Origin of the sequence: Bowmanella denitrificans (assembly GCF_039522935.1) — a bacterium.
Taxonomy (GTDB): domain Bacteria; phylum Pseudomonadota; class Gammaproteobacteria; order Enterobacterales; family Alteromonadaceae; genus Bowmanella; species Bowmanella denitrificans.
The window spans coordinates 1-15,191 of record NZ_BAAAEI010000019.1 but is presented as its reverse complement, the minus strand read 5'-3'; the positions used below and the strand labels follow the sequence as shown (position 1 = coordinate 15,191).

The window sequence follows — 15,191 nt, the reverse complement described above, 5'->3', positions numbered from 1 at the left end:
GACTTAATCCTGCCGACCTTCATAAGGTCAATAACGACAGTTTTTCCAGACAACCAATCCAGCCAACCTGGTGGTCGTCAGCCATTTCCTGGTCGGCAAACCCACTATGTGTGAGCGTCAGCTCAGAGGTGTGCTGATTGATTTCGGCGAAGTCCAGGCTGACAGTTGTCACCAGGTCGCTGTCCTGCCATTGCCAGCTAAATACCAACGTCTGATTTTCCACGATGTCCAGATATTCTCCCATCACCACATGCTGATTGAAGTCGCTATCCTGCATCACCAAACGAAACTTTCCGCCTTTCTGAAAGCTGGACATGATCTGCGCCACCAGCATATCGCCAGGCGCCCACCATTGCTGCATCAGCTCGGTTTTATGCCAGGCATCAAACAAACGGGGCAAAGGGGCGTCAAACTTAACACTAAGGGTGAACTGATACATGGACGTTCCAAATACAAACTGCGATGTCCTATCATCGGCAGGAGGGGCGTTATCTGCAATATTTTTTACAGGGAAACCTTTCTCAAAGAGGCAATCACGCAAAAAGCGCAAAGTGAAATCTGCACGGCGTCGGGAGCAAGATTTAAAACAGGTGGTTAACGCACAGGGCATTTAACCACCCAAAGGACAACAGACCACGGGAGAGTCTGGACATCGGTTTTGTTCGTTATGCCAACATATCTGACATACTTGGGCCTGAGGTATAGTGCTGCTTGGCACAAGTCATCGCCACGTCTTTGTAAAGCGCATCAATGTCCTGGGCTGACATAAATTTATCGCTGAATCCCGGCCGTACCGGGTCAATATGCAGTCTGGCACTTTGAATAAACTGTGCGATTAACTCCTTCACGTTGTCTGTCCCCATGGCAACCCGCATCGTGGTCAGGAAAATACCGGCCGCATGCTGATCGGCCTCGGCCAGCTCAGAATGCGAGGTCAGGGCCGGACACAGAATAATGGTATTGTTCTGGCCAATGGAAACCTGATGGCTGAAAGCCGGCTCCAGTGAATCAAAGAAACGCACAAAGGTCTGGCGTTCCAGACCGGCACTTTGCATATCCACGGTAAACAACGCACATGGCCAGCCATGGCGCATCAGGCTTCGACGCAATGGTGCATTAGGATGATCTTCCAGTACGTGGCTGTTAACCCGAAAATCGGCATGCGAGGCCAGAAAACGACAGAATACCTGGGTATTGATCACTTTGTTCAGCATCCGCTGTTCAAGGGTTTTCATGCCGTTTAGCACATCGAAGGCTTTCTCTGAATCAAGAAACGCCCCTTTAATATAAAACACATCCCAGAACAGAGTTTGTGACCAGTCTACGCCGTTGACCTTATCGCCCTTAGCCTGGAACATGCGGTGGTTTTCACCTATCACCACACCAGCCGTGGTGGCACCACTACCGCAGATATCCTTGGTATAGCTATGCACCAGATAGTCCGGGCGTTCCCGCTTGTCTTCCCGTTGCAATGGCTGGCTTAGCACCGGCGTAGCCAGGGTGGCATCCAGCATCACCAGATGCCCACCAACATGAGCCTGACGACAAATGGCCGGTACATCAAGCACGTAACCATGCGGATTACAGGGTGATTCCAGATACACATGTAACTGGCGTCCGTCGGCCAGTCGGCTGGCGTGCCGTTCTTTCACCTGGGTTAAAAAATCACCAAATTGTTCGGCGCTGTAGCCATCAAACCACTCCAGTTGAATGTCGAGCCGATCAGAACGGGCAAAATAGTCATGTAACAACTGGAATACACCGCCATAGATGTTGCGTGACACCACCAGTACATCGCCATGTCGCAATACATTGGACAGCATGCCGTCAATGGCGGCCATGCCGGAGTTGAAGTTCCAGGCCAGGTATTCCGCGGCATAAGGTCCGGCTTCCAGATCCACTATGGCATTGGCCAGAGAGATAGCAGTGGGGTTCAATAAACGCGAATAAATCTGGTGGGTGGCCTCTTTACCCTGAAAGGCGTCATCCACCCATTCGGTGCAGGCATAAACATAGGTCGCGGTGCGCACCACCACGGGAGTGGCAGAGAATAACGCGGTAACATTATCGAACAGCGGATAATGGTTTCTGGCCAGTTGCGAGCCCTGCTGACGATGTAAACTCTGATGCACCGCTCTGAATGGGTTTTGCAAGGTATCCAGCACCTTGGCCATCTGAAACGACAGAAATTTTTTGGCATTAAAGCGGGCAATTTTGTCTTCGCGACTCAATCCGTCCAGGGTGTCTCGGGTCACCTGCCACAGCCGGGCAATATCGCCCTGGGTTTGGTAGAGATGCAGCGCGGCCTGGTAGAGGGCTTGACCATAGTCCGACGCAGCATCAATACCAAAGTGCTGAAGTTGTTCCTGAGCCAGTGCTTCGACACTCTGTGCCTGGCTGGTATTGCGCTGTGGCGACAGCACCTTAGCCTGGGATAGATTAGATTCCATAGCAAAGCCTTAACATAATTTAAACAAATCCAGATTAAGCAAAACTATATTCGCTTTCAACGTATATTTTTCGAATATTAGTCAACACACTAACACTAACCTGAACAGCTTGAATTACAGAGGCGGGCCCCCACAATGCAGAAAGGCAATTGACCATAAGGAACAAGCGGTGAACTGGCGGACTGCAAGTATTGAAGGAATCTGGGAAGCACCGGCCTATGGCCGGTTAATGCATATACAACCGCAACAAGTGTGTTTTTATGATGTCGTTGGCAACCATCTGCTGACCCGGCCAGACCTGCAACTAAGCAGGCTGGACTGGGAACAACAGCACTGGCAACAGGATGGTTTGGGCAGGCTGCGGCGTATCGATGATTTTCTGGGCGTTAATTACCGCTATGAAATCTACAACCGCGCCACGAATCAACAGGCCTGGCAGAAACTCAGGATATTGCCTGGCCGGGAGCAAGCTGGCTATCTTTTCCAGGGCGGGTTGGAACTGAGATTATTTTGGCAAAGCTTTGCCCGCTATTACATTGCCTTTGAGCGGCGCGGGGTAACCTGGCCTGAATTGCCTCAACACCTGGCGGATATACAACATCCGGCGCAATTGCTGGAACAATGTGCTCAGCTTATCGCCCCAGTGCGCGATGCCCACATCCAACTCTGTCTGGATGATTACCCAGACCGTGATTTTGTAGCACGCCCAACCATTTGGGACAGCTTCTTACAGCAGGCTCAGCAAGCCGGAATTAAAGCGCATGAAGCGCAGTGGGATCATGTGTTTGCACAAACCGACACACTGCTAAAGATCAAGCTCAGTTATGCCCCCGAAGGGCAAATCTGCCAGGCGGGCAATGGCAACTTGCATTGGTTTATCAGCAAAGAAAACATTGGAGTTGTCATTATCGACGCCATGGAAGACTTCAGCGGCGAGGAGCTCGATGATGAATCTGCGCAAATCCGCGCAGATATGCAGGCATTGGACACGGCTTTGCAGCAGATTGTCAGCGACCTGCAGCACTGCCGGGGCATTGTGCTTGATCTGCGCAGTAATCCAGGCGGTTACGATCAGCACAGTCAGCTAATTGCCAAACGCTTTTTGGCCTCACCAACATCGGTCTATAAAAAGCAGGCAGGTCTTGGCGCCTTGCAAACAGAAACCGAGTGCTACCAGCTAACCCCCGCCAGTGGACTGACTTTACCGCGTATGCCACTGCTGGTACTGCAAAGCGCTTCTACCATGAGTGCCGCCGAGCTGCTGATACTGATGCTGAAGGCGCGGGGCAATGTGATTCTGGCAGGTGAAACCAGTCAGGGGGTGCTATCTGACGTGCTGGAAAAACGCCTGCCTTGTGGGCTGGAATATGGGATCTCCAACGAACGCTACCTGAGCATGCAGGATGAGTGGTTTGAGGCAACAGGTATTGATGTTGAGCAGCGGATTGATTATGCCCAACCGGCACATTTACGTGCCGGTGTGGACCCAGGGCTTGAACAGGCGATTGCCCTGTTTCAACACGGCTAGCCTATTGGTGCTGATTACTCTCGCGGATCGGTGGCCTGCACTTCGGCCTTGTTGTTATGCTTGGCATGAAAGGCACGCAGGGCCGGGTAAGCCTGCAGGCTGTGCAGCTCGCGAAACAGCGCCCAATCCAGCATGCTGTAAAGACAAATCTCCGGGTAACCCCAATCCCCGAATTGCCCGGAGGTTAGCTGCGCTTCCAACGCCTGCAGGACGGTTTCAATGCGCTCCTGCTGCAAACGGAATATCAGCTTTTGCGGGTCCGCTTCTACTTGGGAGCGCTGCGTCAGCAGCTTATGCACCAGTGCATCATTGACCGAATCAATCAGAGTTAACTGGTTTTCCTGCGCCCAGCTTAACGAGCCCAGTGCAAACTTTTCCGTGAGATAACGAAATATCACTCTGGAATCAAAAATAATCTGCCCCCCATCGTCCAGCATCGGGATTTTCAGGGTGGGGTTTAACTCGCGTAACACCTGCCGATCCGGTCCTTCAAAGATCTGCATATTGATATATTCATGGGCTTTATCAGCCAGCAAAATACGTATACGACGAACAAAAGGAGAAGTGGTTGAGCCATAAAGCTTAAGCATAGTGGAACTCCATCTAGCGAGGTTTAACGAGTCTGGCCTGCCGATAGCCAGCCTGGTCAGCAAAATACCCCGCGACCTCACCTGATGCAACCAACTGCCGGAAACCTTTTTCAAAGGTTTTGCGTAACAAATGGCCACGGCTGGTATTTTGAAACACCACAAACAGTGGCAGCGCCTCTTTAATTTCGCGCATGGCCAGATGCTGCTTCTCTTCGTCTTTGAGGTTGTAGCTGTAATCCACCAGTAAATCGACCCGCTTGTTCTGTAACAGCTTCAGGCAATCAGGCATGCTGCTGGCTTCGTACACTTCAATATTGCCGGGCAACCAATTGGCAAACTCGTAGCCAAGCACGTAACAAGCTTTGCCTGCCTGACCACCACTAATATAGCGATCAAGGGCGTCATCACTGTGGGCTATGGCCATAACCGGGAATTCATAATCAATATGCACATTGGAACGTAACCCATTGTCGGGCACTTCAAAATCATAAGCGCCGACTAAAATGTCAGCGCGCCCCTCGGCAAACTCCTGTTTCGCTCGCTTCCAGTTGGATTGGCGGGTTTGTACCTGCAATCCGCTTTGCTCCAGCGCCGATAACAGGATACGCCAATAGGTGCCTTCAGGGGTGTCGGTAAAACCCCTCCAGTTGGCCGACACCGCAGATATGCGACTGCCAAGCTCTGCGCGTAAATCCGTTTGCAGCGGAGGGATATGATATTTCTGCCGCAGTTGCCAGACTTCGCCGGTCAACTCCATTTCCTGTAGTTTGTTGGCTAGCTTCACAGCCAGATCAGCATGTTTGTGGTGCAGGTAATGATAAATAGTGGCACTGTCCAGCGGATACTGAATCCAATGCGGTGAGCTACGGTAGAATCCCGGAGGCACGATAAGCTCGGTCAGCACCGCCGCTTCCACCCGCTTGAGGGTGAGCATGTCCAAAACCGATTCGGTATCCCCCAGTTTAATAATCTGATGGGTGGATGGCTGGCGGCTGAAGTAGTCCTGCTGAAATTGAAAGCCACGCAAGGTCACCAGAGTGTCTACGTCGGATAAGGCGCACAGACCACATCGACGCCGGTCAGCCAGTAGCACCAGATTAAAATCGTAGAGCGGGAAAGGCACCTGCAGCAAATTGGGATAGGCTTTGGCGATAGTCTGACCGCGGTCACGTAAACCGTCTAAACGCCCTTCCTCGGCCTCAAGAAAGCTTCGCCCCAGTGGCATATTTTGCAGATCGAGGCGATAACCCAGGGATGCATAGGCATTACCCAGCAATTCGCCGACAAACAGACTGTAGGGACTGTCAGGCTGAATCGGACTGTCCATGCGCAGTGGTATCAGCGCGTCCTCTGCGAACAAAGGCTTGCACAATGCCACCCAGGCGTAAAACAGCAGAGGGAGTCCGGTGCGCTTTTTCAAACAGACACAAAGCCAGCAGAGTATGATTAATTTACATACTAGCCCGATTTGAAAAGGTTATTCAAATAGACAATCAGCTTAGACACAACAGCCCGTCTGCCAGGACGGGCGCACAAGCAATCAGATACTGAAACTGGAGCCGCAACCACAGGTTGTGGTGGCATTGGGGTTGTTGACCAGAAAACGGCTGCCATCCAGCCCTTCACTGTAGTCAACCGTACCGCCCACCAGATATTGCAGACTCATCGGGTCTACCACCAGGGTGACACTGTCTTTGTCGATGGTCATATCGCCGTCGTTGACTTTCTCGTCGAAGGTGAAGCCGTACTGGAAACCCGAGCAGCCACCGCCGGTCACAAACACCCGCAATTTCAGGTTCGGATTTTCTTCTTCTTCAATCAGTGCCTTGACCTTGCGGGCCGCCGCATCTGAAAACTCCACCGGATAGGCTGACTCAACAGACATTATTTACCTCAACTAGACGCCGGACTGGCGAGGACACATTATCTTATACCCGAGTAAATCAATCAACTATTCGCTTCAACAGCTTCGGAAACAGACAATAACCACTCAAAGCTGCGCTTCAGCTCGCCCTTCTTGGGCTTACTAAGATTGCAATCCACTTCCATACGCTGGGGAATAAACCCCTCAGGCAACTTAAACAAGCCTTCCAGCACTTCAAAATAGCGGAAGCGAAAGCCCAGGGCTTCAATATCGTCTTCCATCAGGCTGGTAAGTTTAAGCGTGGCAGGGTGACCATCCTGACTGCCATATATCAATACCTGCGCCTGGCCCTGTACTAAATCTTTACGCTTGTCCTTTTGCATCAGCACCAGGGCGAAGCGGAAGTAGCCTGGGCTGTTAGTGGCCTCAATGTCCAGAGAGTCCACCACAACGCCCTGCTCCTGGGTTTCCGGCGCCATAATTTTCTGATAGAACGACAATTCGCGGCGGATCTCCGCCTGCTTTTGCAGATTCTGCGTCAGGTTACCCTGCATTTGCTGATTAGCCAGCCGTTCCACTTCAAGCTCAACACCGAGGATATTCAGGCTTTTGGTAAGCTGATTATTTTCTTTTGTCACCCTGGCCAAGCTTTGTTCCAGGCCAGCAATCTGGCGGGCCTGATAATCATACTGGTGATTACCCCAACGTATGCCCAGATAAGCCACCAGAGCCAATAAAGCCATGATCAGCAGATAAAAGCGCATTGCGCCAATTTTGCTTTTAAGTTGTTTAGGAGACAGCAACGGCCACCTCCAAATTGACTAAAGTGTCTGTCATATCAGGGTTTTCTTCCTTCGACTTGTGTTAAACTTGCGATAAATCGCATAGCCAGCCACCACATGACTTTACAGGGACTGCGCCAGGAACTCGCACATCCACGCACTTCAGTGCAACTCTGCCTGCTCGGCATTGTTGGCGGAAGCTGCGCTGCCATTTTGATTATTGTTTTTCGCCTGGCCATTGAAATTTTGCAGGGATTGTACCTGCAACAGGGCGACAATTTTACCACCATGGATGCCGTTGACCGATTTATTCTGCCAATAATCGGGGCATTACTGATTCTGTTATTTGCATTTCTGACCGGTTTTAAACATTACCGCATGGGCATTCCTTATGTGATCCACCGGGTCAAACACCGTTACGGGCACATCCCGCTGCGTACCAGCATTAATCAGTTTTTCGGTGGCGTAGTGGCACTGGCTGCCGGTTTTTCGGTCGGCCGGGAAGGCCCTTCGGTACATTTGGGTGCGGCAGGTAGCAGCTTTCTGGGCCAATGGCTGAAATTGCCCTATAACAGCATTCGCATTCTGGCAGGCTGTGGCATTGCGGCCGGTATTTCAGCGTCCTTTAACACGCCCTTTGCAGCGGTTATTTTTGTGATGGAAGTGGTACTCAGGGAATACAAAATCCATATTTTTATTCCGGTTATGCTGGCGGCGGCCTGCGGCTCGGTGCTGACCCGGCTGGTATTTGGTGAAAGCAGCGAACTGGCGCTTCTGCATTTTACCAAGTTCAGCAACTGGTTTTACTTGTACCTGATACCGGTAGGGGTGCTGCTTGGCGCGCTGGCCACCTTATTCAACAATCAACTGATGAATATGATCCGCTGGTTCAGGCCATTAAATATGGCCAGCAGGCTGTTACTGGCAGGATTGCTGACCGGCCTGGTCGGTTACCTGATGCCGCAGGCCATGGGCTCAGGTATGAGTTCCATACAATTTGTGGTCAGTTCACCGGACAACCTGATGCTGCTGTTCGCCATTCTGGCCGCCAAGTTTCTGCTGACCCTGATAGCATTGGGTTTGGGCATACCTGGTGGTGTTATCGGCCCGGTAATCGGCATCGGCGTACTGACCGGTGCCATTATGCTGCTGCCACTGGGCTTGTTTATAGAAGATATTTCACAATACACCGGCACCTTTGCCTTGCTTGGCATGGCCGGGCTGCTCAGTGCGGTATTGCATGCGCCACTGGCAGCCTTGTCTGCGGTAATGGAGCTGTCATTCTCCCCACAGGTGATATTGCCAGCCATGTTGGTCATAGTCCCTGCTTATGTCACCTCCACTCAGTTGTTGGGTAATCGCTCCATTTTTATCCGCCAGTTGGACTATCAGAAGCTTAGCTATACCACCTCGTCTATTCGCGAACACCTGCAGAAAACCGGCGTGATGGCCGAAGCCCGGCGCGACTTTAAACTGTTTCAGGATGGCCCGGAACATCAGATGCTCGACCACCTGCAAAAGCAGCCAACCGATTTGCTGGTGCTGGCGCAGGATTTTGAAATTGGCATGCAGTATTCCCTGGTTCAGTTTGATATCAGTTTGAGCCCGGAACAAAGCCACCCACTCAAATACTTTGTGATGGAGGGCGTACCGTCTCAGGCCACCCTGGCGGAGGTGTATGAGATATTACAGGCCGGGCGCGATGGTGCTGTGTATATCTATGAAGATACCCCAGCGGATATTGTCGGCGTGATTACCTGGAACAGCCTGCGGGCACAATTGATGAAGGAGCAGTACTGATGATCTTATGGCTAAAGGCCTTGCATATTTTCTTTATGGTGGCCTGGATGGCAGGTATTTTTTATCTGCCGCGCTTGTTTGTTTATCACGCCCAAACCGACAACCAGGCGGTTAAAGATCAGTTTAAAATTATGGAGCGCAAGCTATGGTGGTTTGTTACCCCTTTTGCGGTGCTGACCCTGGTATTGGGTCTGAGTCTGATATTCAGCTACGGCCGGGACTGGTTTCGCGCGTCCATGTGGCTGCACTATAAGCTGGTCGGGGTTATCCTTATCTACGCTTATCATTTCTACCTGTACCGCCTGCTTAAACAATTTGCCAGAGACGAAAACCGGCATTCCAGCCGCTTTTATCGTTTTCTGAATGAAGCGCCGGTGCTGGTGTTACTGGCGATTGTCTGTCTGGCGGTAGTTAAGCCTTTCTTTTGAGCTGGCTGTCGGAATAAATTCCGACCCACTGTGGGTTGGGCTTAAGCCCAACAACAATGGCTTCAAAATCCGTGGTTACTTTACAGTTGGCAATTCAGGTCGCCCCTGCTCTGCCAACTAACGACTGATTTCTGCCAACTGACAACGGATTACTGACCACTTCCCCCCTCCCTAGCGAATCTGACTGGCCAGATATCTGGCCTTATCCAGCTCTGGATGCAACTCATTAAGCATAATCCGCAATAGCCTTGAGCGGGAGATGCCGGTGGCTTCACATAGCTGATCCAGCTTTTCCCTGGCCTGAATACTCAGGGTAAAACAGTGGCTTTTAAAGGGTTCGGCCACGTCCTGCTGATGATCAGCAGGATGCAGCGGCACCACCTTCGACAGCCCCATCGCATAGAGGTTAGCCTCATCAATAAAATCATCAACACTGACTTGTTCAGGACTGGCCGACGGCGATTTTTTCTTCAAACTGGCGAATGTCATAGGATTCTCCTCTGCCGCGGGCAAACAATTCTTCAACTATGCTGCGAATTTCCCAGGCGGCCTTGCCTTGAGGTTCATTTTCCATCACTGACATCCCCAGTTCTTCGCTGTCGTCGTACATATTGCGACTAAAGGTTACCGAATTCAGCACCGGAATCTCAAACGAACGGCACACTTCCTTGGCTTCGATAATACGGCTGGCCAAAGAAGGTAAGGATGGACACTGAGTGATCACAAAAGACACATTCATCTTGGGATTCACCATCTTGCAAGTGGAGACAATATCTTCCATATGCGGCACGGTTTTCAGATCGCGGCGTTTGGGTCGCAGTGGGATCAGAATATGGTCAGCCACCGCCATGGATGACCGCAGTGCCAGATTGTCCTGCCCACCACAGTCGATAATGACAAAATCATAGTGGTTACGCAGACTTAGCAGTTCATTGCGTATCTTGCCGTATAACTGCACACATTGAATGCCAGGTAAGTCTTTTTTATTGTTGTTACGTTCATGGATCCAATCAGATGTGGTGCGTTGCGGGTCGCAATCCACCATCAGCACTGTTGCGTTACGCTCGGTCCGCAGATACACGGCAATGTTTTGCGCCAGGCAGCTCTTGCCACTGCCGCCCTTTTCACCACCAACCAAAATAATCATGATTCCACCTCTTACTACCACCACTCTGGCGAACTGCACCTGCCTTACAGATGCAGCTCTGTTGCTGATTAAATTTAATCCAACCGCTAAAAAGGGGCCAGCAGAGGCTGGCATGGCGTCTGATGATTAGGAATGCAGTTTTATACCATTAGGCCACCGACCTTCCAGCAACACTATGCTCCAGCACCTGCTTACGCTTAGGCTGACAGCGGCAATAAAATCCGCCTTCATCAGTGTGGCGGGATAGAGTTAACGCGCCTACCTTGCTAAAATCCGCCTACTTGCAATCCAGCCGGCAGCGCCCCATGAGTCAGTTCAAAGGTCAGCACATTCTTTCGGTCAACCAATTCAATCGCGACAATATTCAGCAGATATTTCAGGTGGCGGATCGCATGCGCCCATACGCACACCGTCAAAAGCGCACCCGGGTACTGGACGGCGCCATTCTGGGCAACCTGTTTTTTGAAGCAAGCACCCGCACCAGAGTAAGCTTTGGTACGGCCTTTAACCTGCTGGGCGGCGAAGTGCGGGAAACCGCCGGGATGGCCACGTCAGCCCTGTCTAAGGGGGAATCCCTGTTTGACACCGCCAGGGTGTTGTCCAGTTATTCCGATATTGTCGCCATGCGTCATCCGGATGCCGGCTCGGTGGCAGAATTTGCCGAAGGCAGCCGGGTGCCGGTAATTAACGGCGGCGACGGTTCTAATGAGCACCCCACCCAGGCACTGCTGGATTTGTACACTATTTCCAAAGAGCTGCAGTTCCATGGTGACAGTATCGAAGGCATGCATATCGCCATGATTGGCGATCTTAAACATGGCCGGACTGTTCATTCTCTTTCAAAGTTACTCTGCCTTTACAAGAACATTCGTTTCACTTTGATTTCGCCACAGGAACTGGCCATGCCCCAGTGCATTCTGGATGATATCGAACGGGCCGGGCACCAGTTTAAGGTCACCGAACAACTGGAAGGCAGTGTGGATGCGGATATCTGCTACCAGACCCGTATTCAGGAAGAACGCTTTCCGTCCAAGGATGAAGCCAATAAATACCGGGGTAAATTTCGCCTTAATCAGGATATTTATACCCGCCACTTTCAGTCAAAAACCGTGATTATGCACCCCCTGCCAAGGGATTCCCGTGCCGATGCCAATGAACTGGACAATGACCTGAACCTGAACCCCAACCTGGCCATTTTCCGCCAGGTGGACAATGGCGTATTGATCCGTATGGCACTGTTTGCCCTAACCTTAGGGGTAGAGGATATCGTGGAAAAGTACGACTGCGATGTGCAGTGGTACAGCAACAAACAAAACATTTAGTCTTTAACTTAAGCAGGCTTTCAGATGCAAAAATCCGTACAACTTTTTGAGCGCGCCCAACAGCATATTCCTGGTGGCGTTAATTCACCGGTACGTGCGTTTAAGGCCGTGGGTGGCACGCCGCTTTTTATTGAAAAGGCCGACGGTCCTTATTTATTTGATGCCGACGGCAAACGTTATATTGATTATGTGCAATCCTGGGGACCAATGGTTCTGGGTCATAACCACCCAGCTATTCGCCAGGCGGTATTGGAAGCGGTAGAAAAAGGTTTGAGTTTTGGTGCCCCTACCGAAGCCGAAGTGCTGATGGCGGAACTGGTCAGCCAGCTTGTTCCTTCCATGGAAATGGTACGTATGGTTAATTCCGGCACCGAAGCCACCATGAGTGCCATTCGTCTGGCCCGTGGCTACACCGGACGCGACAAAATCCTCAAATTCGAAGGCTGTTACCATGGCCACGCCGATGCGTTGCTGGTTAAAGCCGGTTCCGGCGCCCTCACTCTGGGTGTACCCAGCTCGCCCGGCATTCCCGCCGATTTTGCCCAGCATACTCTGACGGTGGAATACAATAATCTGGACAGTGTACGCCAGGCCTTTGCCGAAGTAGGCGAGCAAATTGCCTGTATTATTGTTGAACCCGTGGCAGGCAATATGAACTGTATTCCGCCGGTCGAAGGATTCTTGCAGGGCCTGCGGGAAATTTGCGATCAGTATGGTTCGATACTGATTCTGGATGAAGTGATGACCGGCTTTCGGGTTGCGCTGGGTGGTGCACAGGCCCATTATGGGATTACCCCGGATCTAACCTGTCTGGGTAAGGTAATAGGCGGAGGTATGCCGGTTGGCGCGTTCGGTGGTAAAGCCGAAATTATGCGCCATATCGCCCCCACCGGGCCGGTATACCAGGCCGGTACCTTATCCGGTAATCCGGTGGCAATGGCCGCAGGTCTGGCGTCACTGACCGCCATTCAGCAAGCCGGGTTGTATCAGCAACTGAGCCACAACACCGAGCAGCTGGCCAAGGGCTTTAAGGCTATTGCCGATAAGCACGGTATCCCCATGAGTATTAACTATGCCGGCAGCATGTTCGGCCTGTTTTTTACCGACGTGGAGCGGGTTACCAACTACCAGCAGGCTATAAACTGTAACCAGGCCCAGTTTAACCACTTCTATCACGCCATGCTGACTGAAGGGGTGTATCTGGCCCCGGCCTCTTATGAAGCAGGCTTTGTGTCGGCCGCCCACGATCAGGTTATTATTGAACAAACCCTGGCCGCCGCAGACATTGTGCTGGCCAGACTGTAAAGCACTGGAAAACGATAAACAGGCCCGGATTTGCCGGGCCTGTTTATTTTTAGAGGCGTTGACAGGACATCAAGGAGTATTGGTGTGCGGCAAATGCTCACGTAGCAATTGCAGGTTAAAGCCCTGAATCAGCTTATCCTCGATTAGAATCACCGGAATACCGTGAATCCCCATATCCTTAAATTTTTGCCAGACTTGTGGGTTTTGTTCCAGATCCACATTGGTATAAGCAATATTTTGCGTCGCCAGATATTCTTTCAGAGCCGCACAGGCACTGCACCAATCGGCGGTAAAGGCCATTAAAGGTTGAGTGCGGCTGATGCCAAAACTGCTGTAGTCACCGACTTTGGCTGTATAAATGCCTTTATCCAGATTTTGCCAATATCCATATAGGTGGTGACCGGCAAATACCACAACAAACAACAAGATATAACCAAGCAGCGTTTTTCTATCCATAGCGATTTCGTCCTTTTTGGGTAATTAAGTGTTGTCCTTAGCGAAATTGCACATAGGGGTAGCGTTCCAGAATTTCCTCTTTACTTAAATGCGAGGGAATCTCCGGAAAATACACTTTGATTTGGTATTCCTGCGCGGTCTTATCGCCAAGACTGGCGATAACTTTTTGGTTAATGGTTTTATGAGCTTCGCATAACTGACAATTATCAACTTTTTCATGCAGGGTAATCAGAATAAAAGTGTAATCTGTCTGACTAAAATCCGTCACCGACGGCAATAGCTTAGGCAATGCTGCCTGCATTTTTTCCTGTTCATCCACCGGTTGATTTTTTACCAAGCTGAGCTTTAGTGCCGGATCTCTCTCAGTGTGGTAATGAATAACCTGGCCAAGGCGATTTACCACTATTAGCTGCGGAAATATCGGAGAGAACCCCGATGAATAAAGCATACCGTATTCCAGTTCACTGATCTGTGGCTGCGCCCAGGCCATTGGTCCGACCAACAACAAGCTAAATAATCCATGTCTTAATTTCATCGTTCTCTCCTTAACTCAAATACAACCAGTTTTGCTGCAGTTGCCGCCGGATATGCCAGGCCACCGCCAGACAGGACAGCACAATAAACAGCCCGGCCGCCAGCAACAGCATCGGCGGCTGCACCAACAGTGGCAACTGCCCCTGCATTGATTGCTTAACGAACTGCATCGCCAGCAGGCAAAGCACAAAGACCGGCACCAATACCAGTAAAAAGCCCCCCAGCTCCCGGCCTATCAGGCCAACAGAACGGGCTCCTAAGCAACTGCGCAGAGCCAGTTCGCGCGCACCTTTTTGTGCCATCTGGGCGGTGCTGTTAAAGGTAAACACCAGCGCCGCCAGCAGGGTAATCAGGGCGCTGCTTAAACTTATGGCCAGGATCGCCAGGCGCGGGGCGTTTTCCTGGCGGGCCAGTTCGGCCAGACTCTCGACCTTATCAACCTTTAACCCCACCTCCACCTTGCTGATGGCCTGCACCACCAGTTCTCTGACCTGCGCAGCCTCCAGTTGGCTCTGAATAATCAGGCTTTCCAAGCTCGACAATGCCCAAATTGTTCTAAACACCATGGGCTGCAGCGGCGTATCCGGCCCCTGAAAATAGCTGTCCTCCACCACCCCGACCACCTGAAAAGGCCGGTACTGGCCATCGTCGAACTGAACCAATAATTTAGCCTCTCCCAGGCTATATTGGGCAAGCGACTGCTCCCACAGCGTACGGTTTACCACCACCTGAAAAGGGTTCTCCCAAATCAGGTCCTGGCCCTTCACTATCGGCGTTTCCAGCAGCTTAAACAAACCCGGGGTAGAAAATGATGTCAGGGTTTCACCGCTATGCCCAACCCCGACCGGTTTATGTTCGGGGGTGACCCAATCAACATGGGAGCTGATACCCTTAAAGGGTGGGAGCTGGCTAATGGCGGCGGCCTGAATACCAGGCTGGTTTTCCAGTTCCGCCACCAGCAGGCGGGCATTGTCATTGGCAAACA

Annotated in this window: 16 protein-coding genes; 5 read left to right on the top strand and 11 right to left on the bottom strand. The window is 51.4% G+C overall.

Annotation, left to right across the window (positions count from 1 at the left end; all coding sequences use genetic code 11):
• Nucleotides 1-19: 19 nt before the first annotated feature.
• The gene (locus ABD028_RS15230) at nucleotides 20-439 is read right to left on the bottom strand and encodes an SRPBCC family protein (protein WP_343846043.1); all 420 of its coding nucleotides are present in this window, start codon (nucleotides 437-439) and stop codon (nucleotides 20-22) included.
• 226 nt (nucleotides 440-665) lie between these two features.
• Nucleotides 666-2,450 (bottom strand): PLP-dependent transferase, encoded by a 1,785-nt coding sequence (locus ABD028_RS15225; protein WP_343846041.1) that lies wholly within the window; start codon nucleotides 2,448-2,450, stop codon nucleotides 666-668.
• 169 nt (nucleotides 2,451-2,619) lie between these two features.
• Here ABD028_RS15225 and ABD028_RS15220 point away from each other — a divergent pair, with 169 nt between their 5' ends.
• A complete protein-coding gene (locus ABD028_RS15220) occupies nucleotides 2,620-3,978 on the top strand; it encodes a S41 family peptidase (RefSeq protein WP_343846039.1) in 1,359 nt (452 codons plus the stop codon).
• A 14-nt stretch (nucleotides 3,979-3,992) separates the two neighbouring features.
• On the opposite strand, the gene ABD028_RS15215 is transcribed toward ABD028_RS15220, so the two are convergent.
• From ABD028_RS15215 to ABD028_RS15200, 4 genes are all read right to left on the bottom strand, one after another.
• Nucleotides 3,993-4,568 (bottom strand): glutathione S-transferase family protein, encoded by a 576-nt coding sequence (locus ABD028_RS15215; protein WP_343846037.1) that lies wholly within the window; start codon nucleotides 4,566-4,568, stop codon nucleotides 3,993-3,995.
• Nucleotides 4,569-4,581: 13 nt separating this feature from the next.
• The gene (locus tag ABD028_RS15210) at nucleotides 4,582-5,988 is read right to left on the bottom strand and encodes a hypothetical protein (protein WP_343846035.1); all 1,407 of its coding nucleotides are present in this window, start codon (nucleotides 5,986-5,988) and stop codon (nucleotides 4,582-4,584) included.
• A 120-nt stretch (nucleotides 5,989-6,108) separates the two neighbouring features.
• The gene (erpA, locus tag ABD028_RS15205; protein WP_343846033.1) at nucleotides 6,109-6,453 is read right to left on the bottom strand and encodes an iron-sulfur cluster insertion protein ErpA; all 345 of its coding nucleotides are present in this window, start codon (nucleotides 6,451-6,453) and stop codon (nucleotides 6,109-6,111) included.
• 62 nt (nucleotides 6,454-6,515) lie between these two features.
• Nucleotides 6,516-7,235 carry a DUF6776 family protein gene (locus ABD028_RS15200; protein WP_343846032.1) on the bottom strand — a complete coding sequence of 240 codons (720 nt, stop codon included), beginning with the start codon at nucleotides 7,233-7,235 and terminating at the stop codon, nucleotides 6,516-6,518.
• A 96-nt stretch (nucleotides 7,236-7,331) separates the two neighbouring features.
• On the opposite strand from ABD028_RS15200, the gene ABD028_RS15195 reads away from it, so the two are divergent.
• Together ABD028_RS15195 and hemJ are read left to right on the top strand one after the other, a co-directional pair.
• Nucleotides 7,332-9,014, top strand: coding sequence for a chloride channel protein (locus ABD028_RS15195; RefSeq protein ID WP_343846031.1), 1,683 nt, complete (start codon nucleotides 7,332-7,334; stop codon nucleotides 9,012-9,014).
• Nucleotides 9,011-9,442, top strand: a complete 432-nt coding sequence (hemJ, locus tag ABD028_RS15190) for a protoporphyrinogen oxidase HemJ (RefSeq protein ID WP_343846090.1) — start codon at nucleotides 9,011-9,013, stop codon at nucleotides 9,440-9,442. Before ABD028_RS15195 ends, hemJ begins: the two co-directional genes overlap by 4 nt.
• A gap of 171 nt (nucleotides 9,443-9,613) precedes the next feature.
• Here hemJ and ABD028_RS15185 read toward each other — a convergent pair whose 3' ends face one another.
• Nucleotides 9,614-9,931 (bottom strand): ribbon-helix-helix protein, CopG family, encoded by a 318-nt coding sequence (locus tag ABD028_RS15185; RefSeq protein WP_102794210.1) that lies wholly within the window; start codon nucleotides 9,929-9,931, stop codon nucleotides 9,614-9,616.
• Nucleotides 9,885-10,589 carry an AAA family ATPase gene (locus tag ABD028_RS15180; protein ID WP_102794827.1) on the bottom strand — a complete coding sequence of 235 codons (705 nt, stop codon included), beginning with the start codon at nucleotides 10,587-10,589 and terminating at the stop codon, nucleotides 9,885-9,887. Before ABD028_RS15180 ends, ABD028_RS15185 begins: the two co-directional genes overlap by 47 nt.
• Nucleotides 10,590-10,894: 305 nt before the next feature.
• Between ABD028_RS15180 and ABD028_RS15175 the strand changes: the two genes are divergently transcribed.
• Nucleotides 10,895-11,911, top strand: a complete 1,017-nt coding sequence (locus ABD028_RS15175; RefSeq protein WP_343846029.1) for an aspartate carbamoyltransferase — start codon at nucleotides 10,895-10,897, stop codon at nucleotides 11,909-11,911.
• A 24-nt stretch (nucleotides 11,912-11,935) separates the two neighbouring features.
• Complete coding sequence (hemL, locus tag ABD028_RS15170) at nucleotides 11,936-13,216, top strand: glutamate-1-semialdehyde 2,1-aminomutase (protein ID WP_343846027.1); 1,281 nt, start codon at nucleotides 11,936-11,938, stop codon at nucleotides 13,214-13,216.
• 69 nt (nucleotides 13,217-13,285) lie between these two features.
• Here the strand turns inward: hemL and ABD028_RS15165 are convergent, their stop codons facing one another.
• The 3 genes from ABD028_RS15165 to ABD028_RS15155 all read right to left on the bottom strand — a co-directional run.
• A complete protein-coding gene (locus ABD028_RS15165; protein ID WP_343846026.1) occupies nucleotides 13,286-13,672 on the bottom strand; it encodes a glutaredoxin family protein in 387 nt (128 codons plus the stop codon).
• 37 nt (nucleotides 13,673-13,709) lie between these two features.
• A complete protein-coding gene (locus tag ABD028_RS15160) occupies nucleotides 13,710-14,207 on the bottom strand; it encodes a hypothetical protein (protein WP_343846025.1) in 498 nt (165 codons plus the stop codon).
• A gap of 10 nt (nucleotides 14,208-14,217) precedes the next feature.
• A partial coding sequence (locus tag ABD028_RS15155) for an ABC transporter permease (protein WP_343846024.1) occupies nucleotides 14,218-15,191 on the bottom strand: 974 nt, incomplete at its 5' end.

Bases quoted from the DNA above. Each gene is read 5' to 3' on its own strand.
- ABD028_RS15230 (WP_343846043.1), bottom strand. From the start codon at position 439: ATGTATCAGTTCACCCTTAGTGTTAAGTTTGACGCCCCTTTGCCCCGT.
- ABD028_RS15225 (WP_343846041.1), bottom strand. From the start codon at position 2,450: ATGGAATCTAATCTATCCCAGGCTAAGGTGCTGTCGCCACAGCGCAAT.
- ABD028_RS15215 (WP_343846037.1), bottom strand. From the start codon at position 4,568: ATGCTTAAGCTTTATGGCTCAACCACTTCTCCTTTTGTTCGTCGTATA.
- erpA (WP_343846033.1), bottom strand. From the start codon at position 6,453: ATGTCTGTTGAGTCAGCCTATCCGGTGGAGTTTTCAGATGCGGCGGCC.
- ABD028_RS15195 (WP_343846031.1), top strand. From the start codon at position 7,332: ATGACTTTACAGGGACTGCGCCAGGAACTCGCACATCCACGCACTTCA.
- ABD028_RS15185 (WP_102794210.1), bottom strand. From the start codon at position 9,931: ATGACATTCGCCAGTTTGAAGAAAAAATCGCCGTCGGCCAGTCCTGAA.
- ABD028_RS15180 (WP_102794827.1), bottom strand. From the start codon at position 10,589: ATGATTATTTTGGTTGGTGGTGAAAAGGGCGGCAGTGGCAAGAGCTGC.
- ABD028_RS15175 (WP_343846029.1), top strand. From the start codon at position 10,895: ATGAGTCAGTTCAAAGGTCAGCACATTCTTTCGGTCAACCAATTCAAT.
- hemL (WP_343846027.1), top strand. From the start codon at position 11,936: ATGCAAAAATCCGTACAACTTTTTGAGCGCGCCCAACAGCATATTCCT.
- ABD028_RS15165 (WP_343846026.1), bottom strand. From the start codon at position 13,672: ATGGATAGAAAAACGCTGCTTGGTTATATCTTGTTGTTTGTTGTGGTA.
- ABD028_RS15160 (WP_343846025.1), bottom strand. From the start codon at position 14,207: ATGAAATTAAGACATGGATTATTTAGCTTGTTGTTGGTCGGACCAATG.